Source organism: Micromonospora sp. BQ11 (assembly GCF_052068135.1).
Taxonomy (GTDB): domain Bacteria; phylum Actinomycetota; class Actinomycetes; order Mycobacteriales; family Micromonosporaceae; genus Micromonospora.
In genome coordinates this window covers 1-15,338 of sequence record NZ_JBQHDB010000013.1, presented here as the reverse complement: position 1 = coordinate 15,338, position 15,338 = coordinate 1, and the positions used below count along the sequence as shown (strand labels likewise).

Here is a 15,338-nt window from a genome sequence, read left to right as displayed (position 1 = left end):
GCCGGGTCAGAGCATCCGGGACGACCACAGGAGACTGAGCGCGCCGGCGCAGAGGGCCAGCAGCAGCGCCACCCCCGCGTACCACTGGGTGATCTCCCGTGGCTCGGTACGGAAGCCGATCGAGCTGCCCATGTCCTGGTACACCTGCTTCAGCTCGGTCACCGAGGCGGCCTCGTAGAAGTAGCCCTCGGTGGCCTCCGCCAGGTCGGCCAGGGCCAGCCGGTCCACCGGCACGCGCTGCAACTGGCCACCGATGTCCACCTGGCCCGAGTCGGTGCCGAACGCGATGGTGGAGACCGGTACGTTCGCGGCCTGCGCGGCGGCCGCCGCCTCCTCCACCGAGCGGCCGGACGTGCGGTAGCCGTCGGAGAGCAGCACGATCCGCGCGGGCGGTGCGCCGGCCGCACCGTCGGCGGGCACCGACCGGATCGCCTCCAGGCAGGTGAACACCGCCTCACCGGTCGCTGTGGCCTCGGCCAGCACCAGTCCGTCGATGGCGGCGACCACCGCCTCCCGGTCCTTGCTGGGCGACACCAACACGTTCGCGGCCTTGGCGAACGAGACCAGCCCCAGGTTGTAGCTCTCCGGCAACTCGCCGACGAACTGCTTGGCCGCCTCCTGGGCCGCCTCCAGCCGGTTCGGCGCCACGTCGTCGGCCTGCATGGACAGCGACACGTCGATGGCGAGCATCACCGTCGCCCGCTCCAGCGGCTCCCGGGTGTCCACCGCGGGCCGGGCCAGCGCGGTGGCGAGCACCAGCAGGCAGAGCAGGAACGCCGTCGCCGGGACGTGCCGCCGCCAGCCCAGCCCCTTCGGCGCGACCGTACGCAGCAGGTCCACATTGGTGAACCGCATCGCGTAGGCCCGGCGGTGCAGTTGCCGCCAGACGTAGAACGCCGCGAGGGCGAGCACCGGCAGCACGGCCAGCAACCACCACGGTTGCAGAAATCGGATCATCGTGTCGTCCCTCGGGTGCGGGCGTGCCGCTGCGCGGCCACGAATCGCACCATGTCCAGCAGCCAGTCACGGTCGGTACGCAGTCGCAGGTGCGCGGCCCCGGCACCGCGCAGAGCGGCGGAGATCTCCGCCCGCTGGGCGGCGGCCGCCTCGGCGTAGCGCTGCCGCAGGCGCGGGTCGGCCGTCTGCACCTCGTGCAGTTCGCCGGTCTCCGGGTCGACGACCGGGAGCACCCCCACGTCGGGCAGTTCCAGTTCCCGGGGGTCCACCACCTCGATGGCCAGCACGTCGTGCCGGACCCGCAGCTTGCGCAGCGGACGGGCCCACTGCGGCACCGGCGCGAGGAAGTCGGAGATCACCACCGCCACACCGCGCCGCCGGGGCGGCCGGTTCAGCATGTCGACAAGGGCACCGAGATCGCTGCGGCCGGGGTGGATCTCGGTGGCGGCGATGGCCCGCATCAGGCCGTGCGCCTCCTTGCGGCCGCCGCGGGCGGGCAGCCGGGTCAGGACGCCCGGGCCGGCGGCCGGAGCTGGAGCACGCCGCCACCGACCGGCCGGGGCGACGGGAGCGGAGCCGCTGCCGACGACCGCGCCGATCCGGTTGCCGCCCCGGACGGTCAGGTGGGTCAGTGCGGCGGCGGCGGCCACCACCACGTCGCGCTTGAGCCACTGACCGGTGCCGAAGTCCAGGCTGGCCGACAGGTCGACCGCGAGCCACGTCTCCAGCTCGCGGTCGGCCACCGTACGCCGGACGTGCGGCATCGTCGTGCGGGCCGTGACGGGCCAGTCCATCCGGCGTACGTCGTCGCCGGGGCGGTACTCGCGGGACTCCCCCGCCTCACTGCCCGGTCCGGGCAGCAGGCCGGCGTAGTCGCCCTGGAGCAGGCCGTCGAGCTTGCGGGTGACCAGGAGTTGCAGGCGGGACAGGACCGCCTCGGTACGGTCGTGGGGTACGTCGGCCGGCCGACGGGTGGGTGGGGTCACGGCCGCTGCCCGGGCCAACCGGCCGCGGGCGGCGCGGTGGTCGGCGTGGGGCTGGACTGCTGTCGGGGCGCGACGGACGGCAGCGGGATGGTCGACATCACCCGGTGCACGACATGGTCGGCGGGCACGTCGTCGGCGAGCGCGTCGTAACTGAGCACCAGCCGGTGCCGCAGGATGTCCGGGGCGATGTCCTGCACGTCCTGCGGCAGCGCGTAGTCGCGGCCGCGCAACAGGGCCAGCGCGCGGGTGGCCCGGACCAGGCCGAGCGAGGCGCGGGGGCTGGCGCCGTACTGGATGAGCTGGGCGACGTCCGGCATGCCGTGCTCGGCCGGGGACCGGGTGGCCAGCACCAGCCGGACCGCGTAGTCGACCAGGGCGTTGTGCACGAAGACCTGGTCGGCCTTGTGCTGCAGGGCGGTCAGGTCGGCGGTGGTGAACACCGGCGTCGGCTCGGGCGGGGCGACGCCCATCCGGTAGACGATCTCCCGCTCCTCGGCGTCGGTGGGGTAACCGACGACGATCTTCATGAGGAACCGGTCCCGCTGCGCCTCCGGCAGCGGGTAGACGCCCTCCTGCTCGATCGGGTTCTGGGTCGCCATCACCAGGAACGGTCGCGGTACCCGGTGGGTCTCACCGCCGATGGAGACCTGGCCCTCGCTCATCACCTCCAGCAGCGCCGACTGCACCTTGGCCGGCGCGCGGTTGATCTCGTCGGCGAGCAGGAAGTTGACGAAGACCGGGCCCAGCTCGACGTCGAACTTCTCACTGGACTGCCGGTAGATCCGGGTGCCCATGATGTCGGCCGGCACCAGGTCGGGGGTGAACTGCACCCGGGCGAAGGAACCGCCGACGACCTTGGCGAGGGTCTCCACGGCGAGCGTCTTGGCCACGCCGGGAACGCCCTCCAGGAGGCAGTGTCCCCGGGCGAGCAGCGCGACGAACATCCGCTCGACCATCCGGTCCTGGCCGACGATCACCCGCTTGATCTCGAACAGCGCCCGCTCCAGCAGCGTCGCGTCCTCAGCCGGCGTGGTCGCCGGGGCGGGTGTCTCCGGGCCGGCCCCGTTCGGGGTCGGAGCGTCGGGCATGGTCGGCTGGGCCACCGGTCCTCCACAGCATGATCGGTCGTCGCGGCGTGGTGCGTGTCAAGACTCGCATGCCCGGCTGAGTGCCGAGGCGCGGAGAACCCGATTTCGGCCGCGCCGTCCGCTTCATCGAATCGCCGACAACGCTGGACAGGAACCGCCCCGCCGCGTGTACGATTCACCCGTCGCCGGGCGGCTCCCCCCGTGGCCGCCCGGCGCTCACTTCCTCGCGGCTCTCCGTTCACCGGCCCGCCCCGGTCCCGGATCGCAGCCCGCACCTCCGTAGACTGGACGTGATGTCCGATACGTTCCCCTCCGGTACTGCGCTGACCTGCTCTGCCCGGGGTTGTCGCGCTCCGGCGCGGTGGGAGCTGCGGTGGAACAACCCCCGACTGCACAATCCCGACCGCCGCAAGGTCTGGCTCGCCTGCGCCGACCACCGGAGCTCGCTCGGCGACTTCCTGGACGCCCGGGGCTTCCTGCGGGAGGTCGAACCGGTGGCCGGATCGCCTACTCTCGACACGTGAGCGCGCACAACGGATCCCCACGGTGAGTGGTGAACACGCCGCCGGGTCGCCGCACCCGGCGCCCGACGTCGCCCCGTCCCCGGCCGGCCCCCTCGACCCCTGGCCGGACACCGTCCGGTGGCAGTCCATCTCCCGGGACCTGATCTGGGTGGAGCTGCTGCGCCTGGCCGCGGGCCTGCTCTTCGTCGTGGTGGTGCTGGCCGTCGGCTGGGCGCTCAGCGGCAGCGCACTGTTCGGGGCCGCGATCGCCGCGGTGCTGCTGTTCGGCTGCCTGCGGGTGGTGACCATCGTCCGGGCCGTGCACGCCTGGGGGTACGCCGAGCGCGAGGACGACCTGCTGGTCCGCCACGGGTTGCTGGTGCGGCGGCTCTCGATCGTGCCGTACTCGCGCATGCAGTTCGTCGACGTCAGCGCCGGTCCGCTGGAGCGCGCCTTCAACCTGGCGACCGTCCAGTTGCACACCGCGGCGGCGGCCAGCGACGCCCGGGTGCCGGGGCTGCGCCCCGCGGAGGCGTCCCGGCTGCGCGACCGGCTCACCGCGCTCGGCCGGGACCGGGCGGAGGGCCTGTGAGCGACCCGGCCCCGCGGGACCCGGAGCCGGTCGAGCCACCCGCTCCGCAACCGGCTCCGCAGGAGTGGCCGGCACCGCCTCCCGCCCCGCAGGCCGCACCCGGGCCGGTGTACGGGCCGGTGCCGGCGTACGGGGCCGCGCCGCACCCGGGGCCGCCGTACGCGCCGCACCCCGGCCCGCCGTACGCGCCGCACCCCGGGCCGTACGCGCCGTATCCCGGGCCGCCCGTGCCGGCGGGAACGTACCCGGGCGGGCCCTGGCCCGGCCCCGGACCGCACGACCCGGGAGCGCCGGGTGCGGAAGGGGCGGGCGGGGTCGAGCCCCGGCAACGGCTGCACCCGTTGAGTCCGGCCCTGCACGGCGCCAAGTCGCTGGTGGTGGTCATCGCCGGCCTGTCCTGGTCGACGCTGTCCCGGGTCGGCTTCGGCTGGTTCGCGGTGATGGCCGCCGTGCTGGCGCTGGGAGCCACCGTGCTGGCGGTGGTGAGCTGGTACAACACCGGCTACCACGTGGTCGGCCGGGAACTGCGGGTGTACGAGGGCCTGCTCTGGCGGCGCACCCGGGCGATCCCGCTGGAACGGCTCCAGGCCGTCGAGGTGGTCCGACCGCTGCTCGCCCAGCTCACCGGCCTGGCCGAGCTGCGGCTGGAAGTGGTCGGCGGAGGCAAGACCGAGGCGCCGCTGGCGTACCTCAGCGTGGCCGAGGCGACGGCGCTGCGCCAACGGCTGCTGGACCTGGCCGGGCGGAGACCATCGGTCGGGGCCGAGCCGAGCCCCGAGGCGCCGACGGGAACGGCGGAGGCAGCCGTGCCGCCCGGCCGGCCCGTGCACGCGGTCGACAACCGTGACCTGCTCGTCAGCCAGCTGCTCACCCCGCAGGCGTTCCTGATCCCCTTCGGCGTCGCGTTCGTGGCGGTCCAGTTCCTCTCCCAGGGCTCCTGGTCGTTCATCGCGGTGGCGAGCACGCTCACCGCGATGGCCGGCGTGCTGCTGCAACCGGTACGCCGGGTCTTGGACGACTGGAACTTCCGGCTGGCCCGCGATGCCGGGACGCTGCGCGTCCGCAACGGGCTGCTGGAGACCCGCGCCCAGACGGTGCCACTGGACCGGGTGCAGACCGTCGGGGTGACCTGGCCGCTGCTGTGGCGGGTCCGGGGCTGGCTGCGGATGCGACTGGAGGTGGCCGGCTACTCCGGAGGGGAAGCCGACGACCGCAACCGGCCGGACCGACTGCTCCCGGTGGGCGACCTGACCACCGGGGAGAAGATCATGGATGAGGTGCTGCCCGGCGTACGTCTCACCACCCTGCCGCTGGTCCCACCGCCGGCGCGGGCCCGCTGGCTCAACCCGCTGAGCCGGGGCGTGCTCGGCGCCGGCCTGCACGATCGCGTGCTGGCGGTGCGGTCGGGCCTGCTCACCCGGCAGGTGGCGCTGGTGCCGTACGCCCGGATCCAGAGCGTGCGGGTCGTGCAGGGGCCGGTGCAGCGGCGGCTGCGGCTGGCCACGGTGCACGCCGACACCGCCGGCGGCGCCGGTGCCGCCGCGCAGGACCGTGACCTGGCGGAGGCGTGGGCCCTCGCCGCCGAGCTGATGGCCCGCGCCCGGGCCGCGCGCCGCGCCGGCTGAACCGCGCGGGCGCCGCGGGTCAGCGGCCGGCGGGGACCGCCGCCGTGGTGGTCCCGGCCGCGTCGTCGGCCGGCGGCTCCGACGGGGTACGACCGGCGTGCCGCGCCGCCCACCACCGCTCGGCCAGGCCGACCACCAGGAAGGTCATCCCGACGTACGCCCAGCCGACCAGCACGTCGATCACGTAGTGCTCGCCGCAGTAGACCAGGGTGAACGTCATCGCCAGCGGGTACGCCAGCAGCAGCGGCCACCAGCGCTTCCGGGTGGCCCGCAGGAAGAACAACACCACGAACAGGGCGAAGGCGGTGTGCAACGACGGCATCGCCGCCACCGGGTTCGAGGCGATCTGACCGGCGTTGAGCAGGTTGCCGGCGCCGTGCATGCCGAACGCCTTCCACCCGCGGGTGGAGATCCGCGCGACCTCCTCCAGCAGGCCGTTCTGCGCCGCCCACCACGGTGGGGCCGCCGGGTAGAGGAAGTAGGTGACCAGGCCGGTGGCGCAGAGGAAGCCCCAGCGGCGCATGAACGCCGCCCACCGCCCCCGGTCCCGCAGCCACAGCACGGCGGCGGCGGCGAGTGCCACCACGAAGTGGGAGAAGTACACCCAGCTCGCGAACACGTCCCACCACTGCACCTCGGGCCGGTACAGGTGCTGCTGGAGCCAGACCGTGGGCACCTGACCGTCGGTGGCCCAGCCGAACATGACCCGGTCGGCCACGATCAGCTCGTACGCGTGCGGGGTCGCCCCGTTGTCGGCGAAGCCCCGGGACAGGTTGTACGCGATGAGGAGCAGCACCACCGGTACCCAGTCCCGGGCGAAGCGCAGGTGACTGCGCCACGGGCGGGAGGAGTTCCAGGCGACGGTCGCCGCCCAGATCCAGAGGAACGCGTACGCCGGGTCGGTGGGCAGGCCGATGAGCAGCCAGCCGGTGACGAACGCGACGGCCCACACCGACATCGAGACCACACGTCGCCGCCCGCCGTCGGGATCGGGCAGCGGGTCGGTCCGGGCGGGGGGCTGGGGATCGGTCGCGACAGACATCGCGCTCAAGGTTAACGGCGGGTTCCAGCCGGGCCGACGGTGGATCACGCGCCGCACAATGGCGCATGTCACGGCGGTGTCCTCCACCGGTGCCGACGGGTTGGCCACGGGTGCGACCGGCCGCCGGACGAGCACCTAGGCTGAGGGTCATGCAGGAGCAGCCGGAGCCCGCGTTCGCGCCGGGCCTGACCGCCCGGGTCGAGTTGACCGTGACCGACGCCGACACGGCGCAGGCGGTCGGCTCGGGCGACGTACCCGTTCTGGGCACGCCGAGGGTCCTCGCGCTGGCCGAGGCGGCCACCGTGGCGGCGACGACGACGTCGATGCCCGGCGGGTCGACGACCGTCGGGGTCCGCGTCGAGCTGGAGCACCTCGCCGCCACCCCGGTCGGCCGCCGGGTGCTCGCCTCGGCCCGGCTGGTCGCCGTCGACGGCCGGCGGCTGCAGTTCGACGTGACCGTCACCGACGGGGAGCAGACGGTGGCCCGGGGCCGGGTGGAGCGTCTGCTGGTCGACCGCCAGCGGTTCGTCGAGCGCGCGGCACGGTCATGACCGCCCGCTTCGTGGAGGTCGCCGACCGGGTCCACGTGTACCGCGAGCCGCTGCTGCGGGTCAACGTCACGCTGGTCGTCGGCGACGGCGCCGCACTGCTGGTCGACACGCTCTCCACCGCCGGTCAGGCCGCCGCGCTGGCCGAGGCGGCCCGCGCGGTCACCCCGCACCCGTGGACGCTGGTCAACACCCACCACCACTTCGACCACTGCTTCGGCAACGCGACGCTCGCCGCCGACCCACCCCGCCCGGTGTACGCGCACGAGCGGGCCGCCGCGGCGCTGCGCGAACACCCGGACCGGCTGCGCCGGGAGGCGTACGAGGAGATGCGCGAGGAGCACCCCACGCTGGCCGGTGAACTCGCCGACACCGCGCTGCTGCCGCCGACGCACACCGTGCACTCCGAGACGGTGCTCGACGTCGGGGGCCGGCGGGTGGTGCTGCGCCATCCCGGCCGGGGCCACACCGACGCCGACCTGGTCGTGCACGTACCGGACGCCGACGTCCTGGTCGCCGGTGACCTGGTGGAGCAGAGCGGACCGCCGGCGTTCGAGGAGTCGTACCCGTTGCAGTGGCCGGACACGGTCGCCGAGCTGCTGCGGACCCTCACGCCGGCGACCGTCGTGGTGCCGGGGCACGGCGAGACGGTGGACGCCGCCTTCGTCCGCGCCCAGCACGCCCAGCTCGTCGAGTTGGCCTGGCTGATCCGGGCGGGCCACACCGGCGGCGCTCCGCCGGAGCGGGTGGCGGCCGAGGCGCCCTTCGGTGCCCGCCCGGCCCTGCACGCCGCCCGCCGCGGCTACGCCGAACTAGACGGCACCCCCTAACCCCCGCCCCGCCCCGCCCGCCCGCCCGCCCGCCCGCCCGCCCGCCCCGGCAGTTTCACGGAAACAGTCGCTATTCCGCGTTGAATAGCGACTCTTTCCGTGAAACTGCGGGCGGAGTGGGGGTGGGGGGGTGGGGGGTGGGGGTTAGGGGGTGTAGCGGTGGGTGACGTCGGCGCGCGTTGGCATCGCCGTGGCACCGCCGGGTGACTCGCAGACCAGGCCGGCGACCCGCAGGGCGTACGCCACCCGTTCGGTCCAGCCGGCCGCGTCGGTCGGTTCGCCGTCGACCAGGAGGTCCGCCATGAGCGCGCCCATCACCGAGTCCCCCGCCCCGGTGGCGTCCACCGCGGCGACCTTCGGGGCGGGTACGCGTACCGGATCGGCACCGGAGGCGGCGACCACCGCTCCGGCCGCGCCGAGGGTGACCACGACGGTCGCCGCGCCGAGTTCCCGCAGGTACGCGGCGACGCCCTCGACCGGTTCCCCCGGGTAGAGCAGGGCGGCGTCGGCGGTGCTCAGTTTGACCAGGTGCGCCCCGGCGGCGAACTCGGCCACGACCGCACGCAGCCCGGCCAGCGCCTCCGGACCGTCGAGCAGGCGGAGGCGCACGTTGGGGTCGAAGACCCGCAACCCGGCGGCGAGCGACCAGGCCCGGCGCGCGGCTTCCAGTGTGGCCGGTCGGAGCAGCACGATCGAGCCGCAGTAGAGCACGTCGGCGCCGGCCACCAGGTCCGGGTGGAGATCGTCGGCGGTGAGCAGGGCGTACGAGGGCGGTTCGCCGTAGAACCGGAAGTCCGGCTCGGCGCCGACGAAGGTGGCCACCGCCAGGGCCGTCGGCGCGGGCACGGTGACCGCGCCGGACAGGCCGACGCCCGTGCCGGCGAGGAAACTCCGGATGCGCCCGGCCAGCGCGTCGTCGCCGAGCGAGCCGACGAACTGCACGTCGCCGCCGAGCCGGGCGATCGCGACGGCCACGTTGAGCGGCCCACCGCCGACGGCCTGCCGGTAGACCGGCTCGCCGTCGTACTCGGTGTCGAGCAGGTCGACCAGCGCCTCGCCGAGCACCACCGCGTATCCCATCCGGTTCCTTCCGTCGTCGGTCCTGCCGCTTCCCGACCCGGCCGAGCCCGTACGTGCCGGCGGGGACGAGGAGCGCCGACAACACCGTATTGGGGTATCGGGGCGGACGCGAGGCGAACACCGAGGCCGGCTCGCGCGCATAGAGAAACACCTATTGCTTCGTACGGGCGGAGCGTGGTGGGATGGCGCATGCCGGGCGGTACGGGGGGCTGCCGTACCGCCGGCGCCGGGTGCACCGCGAGGGCTGCGGTCCGCGAGGCGGGCCGCCGACGGCGTACGCCCGCTCCCGGGCCGCGCGCCGTGACCGTCGTGACCGCCCGTCGCCGTGGGACGGCCTCCGTGCCCACCCCACGCGCGTGATGTCGCGGGGCGCTTCCGTCCCGCGAGTCAGGAGAACCCGTGTCCCACCGTTCCCGAACGGCCGCGCTGCTCACCGCGGCCGCGACCCTGCTCGTGGGCGCCGTCGCGCTCACCGCCGGCGCCGAACCCGCCGCCGCGCACGGCGCCGCCATGACCCCCGGCAGCCGGACCTTCCTGTGCTGGAAGGACGGCCGCACCGCCACCGGCGAGATCCGGCCGAACAACCCGGCGTGCTCCGCCGCGGTGGCCCAGAGCGGCGCGAACTCGCTCTACAACTGGTTCAGCGTGCTCCGCTCCGACGCCGGCGGCCGCACCGTCGGCTTCATCCCCGACGGCAAGCTGTGCAGCGGCGGCAACCCCGGCTACAGCGGGTACGACCTGGCCCGCACCGACTGGCCGGTGACCCACCTGACCGCCGGGTCCCGGCTGGACTTCAAGTACAGCAACTGGGCCCACCACCCGGGCACGTTCTACTTCTACGTGACCAAGGACAGTTGGAGCCCCACCCGTCCCCTGGCCTGGAGCGACCTGGAGGAGCAACCGTTCCTGACGGTCACCAACCCGCCGCAGAGCGGAGCGGTGGGCACCAACGACGGCCACTACTACTTCAGCGGCAACCTGCCGGCGAACAAGTCCGGGCGGCACATCATCTACTCCCGGTGGGTCCGCTCGGACAGTCAGGAGAACTTCTTCGGCTGCTCGGACGTGGCCTTCGACGGAGGCAACGGTGAGGTCACCGGCGTCGGACCGGGCGGTACGCCGACCACGCCGCCGCCGAACCCCACCACTCCCCCGCCGAACCCGACGACGCCGCCGCCGAACCCCACCACTCCTCCGCCCAATCCGACCACGCCTCCGCCGCACTCGGGCGACTGCATGGCGGTCTACAAGGTGGTCAACTCCTGGCCGGGGGGCTTCCAGGGCGAGGTGATGATCATGAACCACACGAAGTCGACGTGGTCCGGCTGGACGGCGACCTGGACGTGGCCCAGCGGTCAGACCATCACCAACGCGTGGAACGGCACACTGAGCACCTCCGGGTCGTCGGTCACGGTCACCAACGCGGCCTGGAACGGCACCCTCGCGCCCGAGGGCACGACCACCTTCGGCTTCACCGCCAACGCCACCACCAACACCCTGCCCACGGTCAGCTGCACCGGTCGCTGACCGGGTCCGCGGGGCGCGGTGTTAACAAGGGCCCCCTGTACAACGCGAGGCGTTAACAGGGGGCCCTTCCTTACACCTCAGCGGACCATGGAGCCGACCACCGGCTTGGTGAGCAGGGCGGACTGGTTGCGCTGGATGCCCGGGTCGAGGGTCTTCGCCACGAAGATGGCGTGCCAGATGCAGAAGATCAGCACGGTCCAGACCTTGCGGGAGTGGTCGGCCTCCTCCCGCTTGTGCTCGTCCAGCAGACGCAGCGCGTACGACAGGTCGAGCAGGTCGCCGGCACCCGAGGTGCTCAGCACGTGCCGGGCCCACTCGTACATCTCGCCGCGCAGCCACACCCGGGTCGGGGTCGGGAAGCCCAGCTTCTTCCGGTTCACGATGGCCGGCGGCACCACGCCCTGGAGGGCCTGGCGCATGGCGTACTTGGTGGCGTCGGAGCGGGGCGGCAGCTTCAGGTCCACCGGGATCTTCGCCGCCACGTCGAAGACCTCGCGGTCCAGGAAGGGCACCCGCACCTCCAGCGAGTGCGCCATCGAGATCCGGTCGGCCTTGACCAGGATGTCGCCGCGCAGCCACGTGTAGAGGTCGACGTACTGCATCTTGGTGACGTCGTCCAGCTCGGTGCACTCGGCGTAGATCGGCGCGGTCACGTCGGTGTAGCGCACCGAGGGGTCGTAGCGCCGCAGCAGGTGCTGCTTCTCCTCCTCGGTGAACATCCGGGCGTTGCCGTAGTAGCGCTCCTCGATCGGAGTGGTGCCGCGCTCCAGGAAACTCTTGCCCTTCACGCCCTGCGGGATCGCCTTGGAGACCGCCCGCAGACCCTTCTGCACACCGCCCGGAAGGCCGTTGACGGCGCCGAGGGACAGCGGCTCCCGGTAGATGGTGTACCCACCGAAGAACTCGTCGGCGCCCTCGCCGGAGAGGACCACCGTGACGTGCTCGGCGGCCTTCTTGGCCACGAAGTAGAGCGGCACCAGCGCCGGGTCGGCGACCGGGTCGTCCAGGTGCCAGACGATCTTCGGCAGCGCGTCGATCATGTCCTGCGGCCCGATCTTGGTCGGGATCGTGGTCACGTCGAGGTGGCGCGCCGACTCCTGGGCGACGTCGATCTCCGAGTACCCCGGCACGTCGTAGCCGACCGTGAACGTGAGGATGTTCGGGTTGAACTCGCGCGCGAGCGCGACCACCGCGGTCGAGTCGATGCCGCTGGAGAGGAACGAGCCGACCGGCACGTCCGAGCGCATGTGCATGCGGACGCTCTCGCGCAGCGTCTCCCGGATCTCGTGGTAGAGGCGCTGCTCGTCGTCGACCGGCGCGGGCCGGAACACCGGCCGGTACCACCGGCGCACGTCGATGCGACCGCCCGGGGTCCAGGTCAGGTACTCGCCGGACCCGATCCGGCTGATGCCCTTGTGCAGGGTGCCGGGTTCGGGCACGTACTGCAGGGTCAGGTAGTGGCTCAGGCTCGCGGTGTCGACGCCGGCGTCGCCGACGTAGTTCGACTGCGCGAAGGGCAGCAGCGCCTTCTTCTCGGAGGCCAGGTAGAGGCCGTCCTGCGTCTCCAGGTAGTGCAGGGGCTTGATCCCGAAGTAGTCCCGGCCGCCGAAGGCCCGGCGCTCCTGCCGGTCCCAGATGACGAAGGCGAACATCCCCCGCAGCCGGGTCAGTACCTGCTCGCCCCAGTAGTGGTAGCCGGCGACGATCACCTCACCGTCACCCGCCGTGGCGAACTGGGCACCGAAGTCGCGGACCAGCTCGTCGCGCAGCTCGATGTAGTTGTAGATCTCGCCGTTGAACGTCAGCAGGTACCGGCCGCCCGCGTAGGGCAGCGGCTCGTGGCTGGAGGCGACGTCGATGATGGCCAGCCGCTTGTGCGCGAACACGCCGTCCGCGTACCGGCCGGAGGCGTCGCCGACCACCTCGACCCCGGTCTCGTCGGGGCCGCGGTGGTGCAGGCATTCCAACGCCCCGGCGATGTTGTCGCGGTGGGCGGCGGCGTCGCCGCGCGCACTGAAGAAGGCCAGGAGTCCGCACATGGTGGTCATCTTTCCACGCGGTGCGGATCGGACGTCGCGGGCGTCCGGAGATAGTGCGGCCGCCCGCGCCGCCTCGATGGGAGCGTCGCGCGGTACCGTCGGGACCAGCAGCGGATCACGGAGGGAGCGGCGCATGACCGAGGATCGCACCGACAGCACGCCGGCGGACGGCACCGAGTCGCACGACCCGGACTTCCCGGAGGCGTTCCTGACGTTCATGCGGCAGGGCTGGCGGGACACCACCCTGCCGGTCGGCCCCCGCCCCGAGGTGCCGAACTACGCCAAGCGCCGGGCCGCGCTCTCCGCGGCCTTCCCGGGCGAGACCCTGGTGATCCCCACCGGCGGCGAGAAGGTACGCGCCAACGACACCGACCACCCCTTCCGGCCCGGCAGCGACTTCGCGTACCTGACCGGCGACCACGACCCGGACAGCGTGCTGGTGCTGCGGCCGAACGGCTCCGGCCACGACGCCGTGCTCTACATGCGGCCCCGGTCCTCCCGGCAGACCGACGAGTTCTTCCGCAGCCGGCACGGCGAGCTGTGGGTGGGGCGGCGGCACACCCTGTCCGAGAAGTCGACCGAGCTGGGCCTGCCGACCGCCGACCTGACCGAGCTGGACGCGACGCTGGCCGACCTCGCCCCCGGACGTACGCGCGTGTTGCGCGGTTTCGACGCCCGGGTGGACGGGGCGGTGCGCCCGTTCGACGGCGCCCGCGCCGAGGGGCAGCCGGCCCGCGACCGGGAGCTGGCGATCGCCATCTCGGAGATGAAGCTGGTCAAGGACGAGTGGGAGATCGCCCAGCTCCAGGACGCCGTCGACGCCACCGTTCGGGGCTTCGAGGACGTGGCTCGGGTGCTGCCGGCCGACCGGGCCGTGTCCGAGCGGCTGCTGGAGGGGATCTTCGCCCTGCGGGCCCGCCACGACGGCAACGAGGTCGGCTACAACTCGATCGTCGGCGCCGGCGAGCACGCGACGATCCTGCACTGGGTGCACAACAACGGGGCCACCCGTCCGGGTGACCTGCTGCTGATGGACATGGGCGTGGAGAACCGCCACCTCTACACCGCCGACGTGACCCGGGTGGTGCCGGTCAACGGCCGCTTCACCCCGCTCCAGCGGCAGGTGTACGACATCGTGCACGCCTCGCAGCAGGCCGGGATCGACGCGATCAAGCCCGGGGTGAAGTTCCGCGACGTCCACCTGACCTGCATGCGGGTGCTCGCCGAGGGGTTGGCCGACCTGGGCCTGCTCCCGGTGAGCGTGGACGAGGCGATGGACGAGAAGAGCACCGTCTACCGCCGCTGGACGCTGCACGGCTTCGGCCACATGCTCGGCCTCGACGTGCACGACTGCGCCAACGCCCGCAAGGAGGTGTACCGGGACGGCGAGCTGGGCGAGGGCTACGTGCTGACCGTCGAGCCGGGCCTCTACTTCCAGCCCGAGGACGAACTGGTCCCCGAGGAGCTGCGCGGCGTCGGCGTTCGCATCGAGGACGACATCCTCGTCACGGCCACCGGTGCGGTGAACCTCTCCGCCGGTCTCCCCCGGGCCGCCGACGAGGTGGAGACCTGGCTGGCCGAGCAGCGCGAGGCCGGTCCCCGCCTGCCCGGCTGACCCCGTACGCCCCGAAGGGCCCCTTCCCGTTCGCGGGAGGGGCCCTTCGTCGTTTGTGGGGATGGGGTTTGTACTGGTCACACCCCTTCCTGCCGACCGGGTCGGTTGCCGAGCACCTGGCCACATCTGAGCGGAATGCGGGCTTTCTTCGGATAAGCCCTCATCGCGAGGAACGTTCTCATACGGTGGCTCTCAGATGCTGCAACCGATTTGTAGCTGGTCGCGCCGCCTCGTGTGGTGCGGCCCCGTCTGGTAGCAGGAAAGGGCGGAAGGCTCTGATGTCCAACAACCACATGACTCCCGACGAGGGGGCTACCGCGGCCACACCGAGTTCAGGGCGGCGCAAACTCTGGGCGGCTGCCGGCGTGGCCGGACTGACCGGCGTGGTCGGCTTGGCGGCACTGGGCGGCCTGGCCGCTCGTGATGACAAGCCCGGTGGCCCCGACAGAACCTCGGGCGCTCAATCGTCCACGAAGCAGCCCGTCAGCGACGCCGGCAAGGCTGACGACGGGAAGTCCCACGTCGGTGCCGACAAGCACGGCGATTGGGACGACCAGGCGTGGGACGACGAGCGCCGGGGTGAGCGCGGTAAGGACGACAAGGGTCGGGGTGAGCGCGGCAAGGATGGCAAGGGTCGGGGTGAGGACCGGGATCGGGATCGGGATCGGGTCAGGGAGGTGGACTGTGACGAGGAGGATCTCATCGAGGCCATCGATCTGCTCAACCGTGGTCACGGGGGCACCCTGAAGCTTGCCAAGGACTGCACCTACGAGCTGGACGAGTACGACGACGAGGACAAGAAGGACGACAAGAAGCACGACGACAAGGACGACAAGAAGCACGACGACAAGAAGCACGACGGTAAGAAGGACGACGGTAAGAAGGACGACGGTAAGAAGGACGACG

13 protein-coding genes and 1 pseudogene are annotated in these 15,338 nt (G+C 72.7%); 8 read left to right on the top strand and 6 right to left on the bottom strand.

What is annotated here, in order from left to right:
• Window positions 1-6 precede the first annotated feature (6 nt).
• From ACTMSW_RS24220 to ACTMSW_RS24210, 3 genes are read right to left on the bottom strand one after another with little or no spacing between them, the layout of a single operon-like run.
• The gene (locus ACTMSW_RS24220; RefSeq protein WP_441182976.1) at window positions 7-957 is read right to left on the bottom strand and encodes a VWA domain-containing protein; all 951 of its coding nucleotides are present in this window, start codon (window positions 955-957) and stop codon (window positions 7-9) included.
• Window positions 954-1,961: a DUF58 domain-containing protein gene (locus ACTMSW_RS24215; protein WP_441182975.1), complete on the bottom strand. Its 1,008-nt coding sequence runs from the start codon at window positions 1,959-1,961 to the stop codon at window positions 954-956. Before ACTMSW_RS24215 ends, ACTMSW_RS24220 begins: the two co-directional genes overlap by 4 nt.
• Complete coding sequence (locus ACTMSW_RS24210; RefSeq protein ID WP_441182974.1) at window positions 1,940-3,046, bottom strand: AAA family ATPase; 1,107 nt, start codon at window positions 3,044-3,046, stop codon at window positions 1,940-1,942. The genes ACTMSW_RS24215 and ACTMSW_RS24210 overlap by 22 nt, the downstream gene beginning before the upstream one ends.
• 278 nt (window positions 3,047-3,324) lie before the next feature.
• On the opposite strand from ACTMSW_RS24210, the gene ACTMSW_RS24205 reads away from it, so the two are divergent.
• Genes ACTMSW_RS24205 through ACTMSW_RS24195 form a run of 3 tightly spaced genes read left to right on the top strand, consistent with a single transcriptional unit; the run spans window position 3,325 to window position 5,751 of the window.
• On the top strand, window positions 3,325-3,555 hold the full coding sequence (locus tag ACTMSW_RS24205; RefSeq protein ID WP_441182973.1) for a hypothetical protein: 231 nt from the start codon (window positions 3,325-3,327) through the stop codon (window positions 3,553-3,555).
• 22 nt (window positions 3,556-3,577) lie between these two features.
• A complete protein-coding gene (locus ACTMSW_RS24200; RefSeq protein ID WP_441182972.1) occupies window positions 3,578-4,126 on the top strand; it encodes a PH domain-containing protein in 549 nt (182 codons plus the stop codon).
• Complete coding sequence (locus ACTMSW_RS24195; protein ID WP_441182971.1) at window positions 4,123-5,751, top strand: PH domain-containing protein; 1,629 nt, start codon at window positions 4,123-4,125, stop codon at window positions 5,749-5,751. Before ACTMSW_RS24200 ends, ACTMSW_RS24195 begins: the two co-directional genes overlap by 4 nt.
• A 19-nt stretch (window positions 5,752-5,770) precedes the next feature.
• Here the strand turns inward: ACTMSW_RS24195 and ACTMSW_RS24190 are convergent, their stop codons facing one another.
• Window positions 5,771-6,793, bottom strand: coding sequence for a phosphatase PAP2 family protein (locus ACTMSW_RS24190; RefSeq protein WP_441182970.1), 1,023 nt, complete (start codon window positions 6,791-6,793; stop codon window positions 5,771-5,773).
• Window positions 6,794-6,942: 149 nt separating this feature from the next.
• Between ACTMSW_RS24190 and ACTMSW_RS24185 the strand changes: the two genes are divergently transcribed.
• Together ACTMSW_RS24185 and ACTMSW_RS24180 are read left to right on the top strand one after the other, a co-directional pair.
• Entirely contained in the window at window positions 6,943-7,344 is a 402-nt protein-coding gene (locus tag ACTMSW_RS24185) for a thioesterase family protein (protein WP_441182969.1), read from the top strand.
• Complete coding sequence (locus ACTMSW_RS24180) at window positions 7,341-8,171, top strand: MBL fold metallo-hydrolase (protein WP_441182968.1); 831 nt, start codon at window positions 7,341-7,343, stop codon at window positions 8,169-8,171. The genes ACTMSW_RS24185 and ACTMSW_RS24180 overlap by 4 nt, the downstream gene beginning before the upstream one ends.
• A 144-nt stretch (window positions 8,172-8,315) precedes the next feature.
• Here ACTMSW_RS24180 and ACTMSW_RS24175 read toward each other — a convergent pair whose 3' ends face one another.
• Window positions 8,316-9,251 (bottom strand): carbohydrate kinase family protein, encoded by a 936-nt coding sequence (locus tag ACTMSW_RS24175; protein WP_441182967.1) that lies wholly within the window; start codon window positions 9,249-9,251, stop codon window positions 8,316-8,318.
• Between the two features lie 399 nt (window positions 9,252-9,650).
• Between ACTMSW_RS24175 and ACTMSW_RS24170 the strand changes: the two genes are divergently transcribed.
• Window positions 9,651-10,778, top strand: coding sequence for a lytic polysaccharide monooxygenase (locus ACTMSW_RS24170; RefSeq protein WP_441182966.1), 1,128 nt, complete (start codon window positions 9,651-9,653; stop codon window positions 10,776-10,778).
• Window positions 10,779-10,855: 77 nt separating this feature from the next.
• On the opposite strand, the gene asnB is transcribed toward ACTMSW_RS24170, so the two are convergent.
• On the bottom strand, window positions 10,856-12,817 hold the full coding sequence (asnB, locus tag ACTMSW_RS24165; RefSeq protein WP_441183120.1) for an asparagine synthase (glutamine-hydrolyzing): 1,962 nt from the start codon (window positions 12,815-12,817) through the stop codon (window positions 10,856-10,858).
• Between the two features lie 133 nt (window positions 12,818-12,950).
• Between asnB and ACTMSW_RS24160 the strand changes: the two genes are divergently transcribed.
• Both ACTMSW_RS24160 and ACTMSW_RS24155 read left to right on the top strand, forming a co-directional pair.
• Window positions 12,951-14,432, top strand: coding sequence for an aminopeptidase P family protein (locus tag ACTMSW_RS24160; protein ID WP_441182965.1), 1,482 nt, complete (start codon window positions 12,951-12,953; stop codon window positions 14,430-14,432).
• 278 nt (window positions 14,433-14,710) lie between these two features.
• Window positions 14,711-15,338 (top strand): annotated as a pseudogene (locus tag ACTMSW_RS24155) (hypothetical protein); the annotation flags it as partial.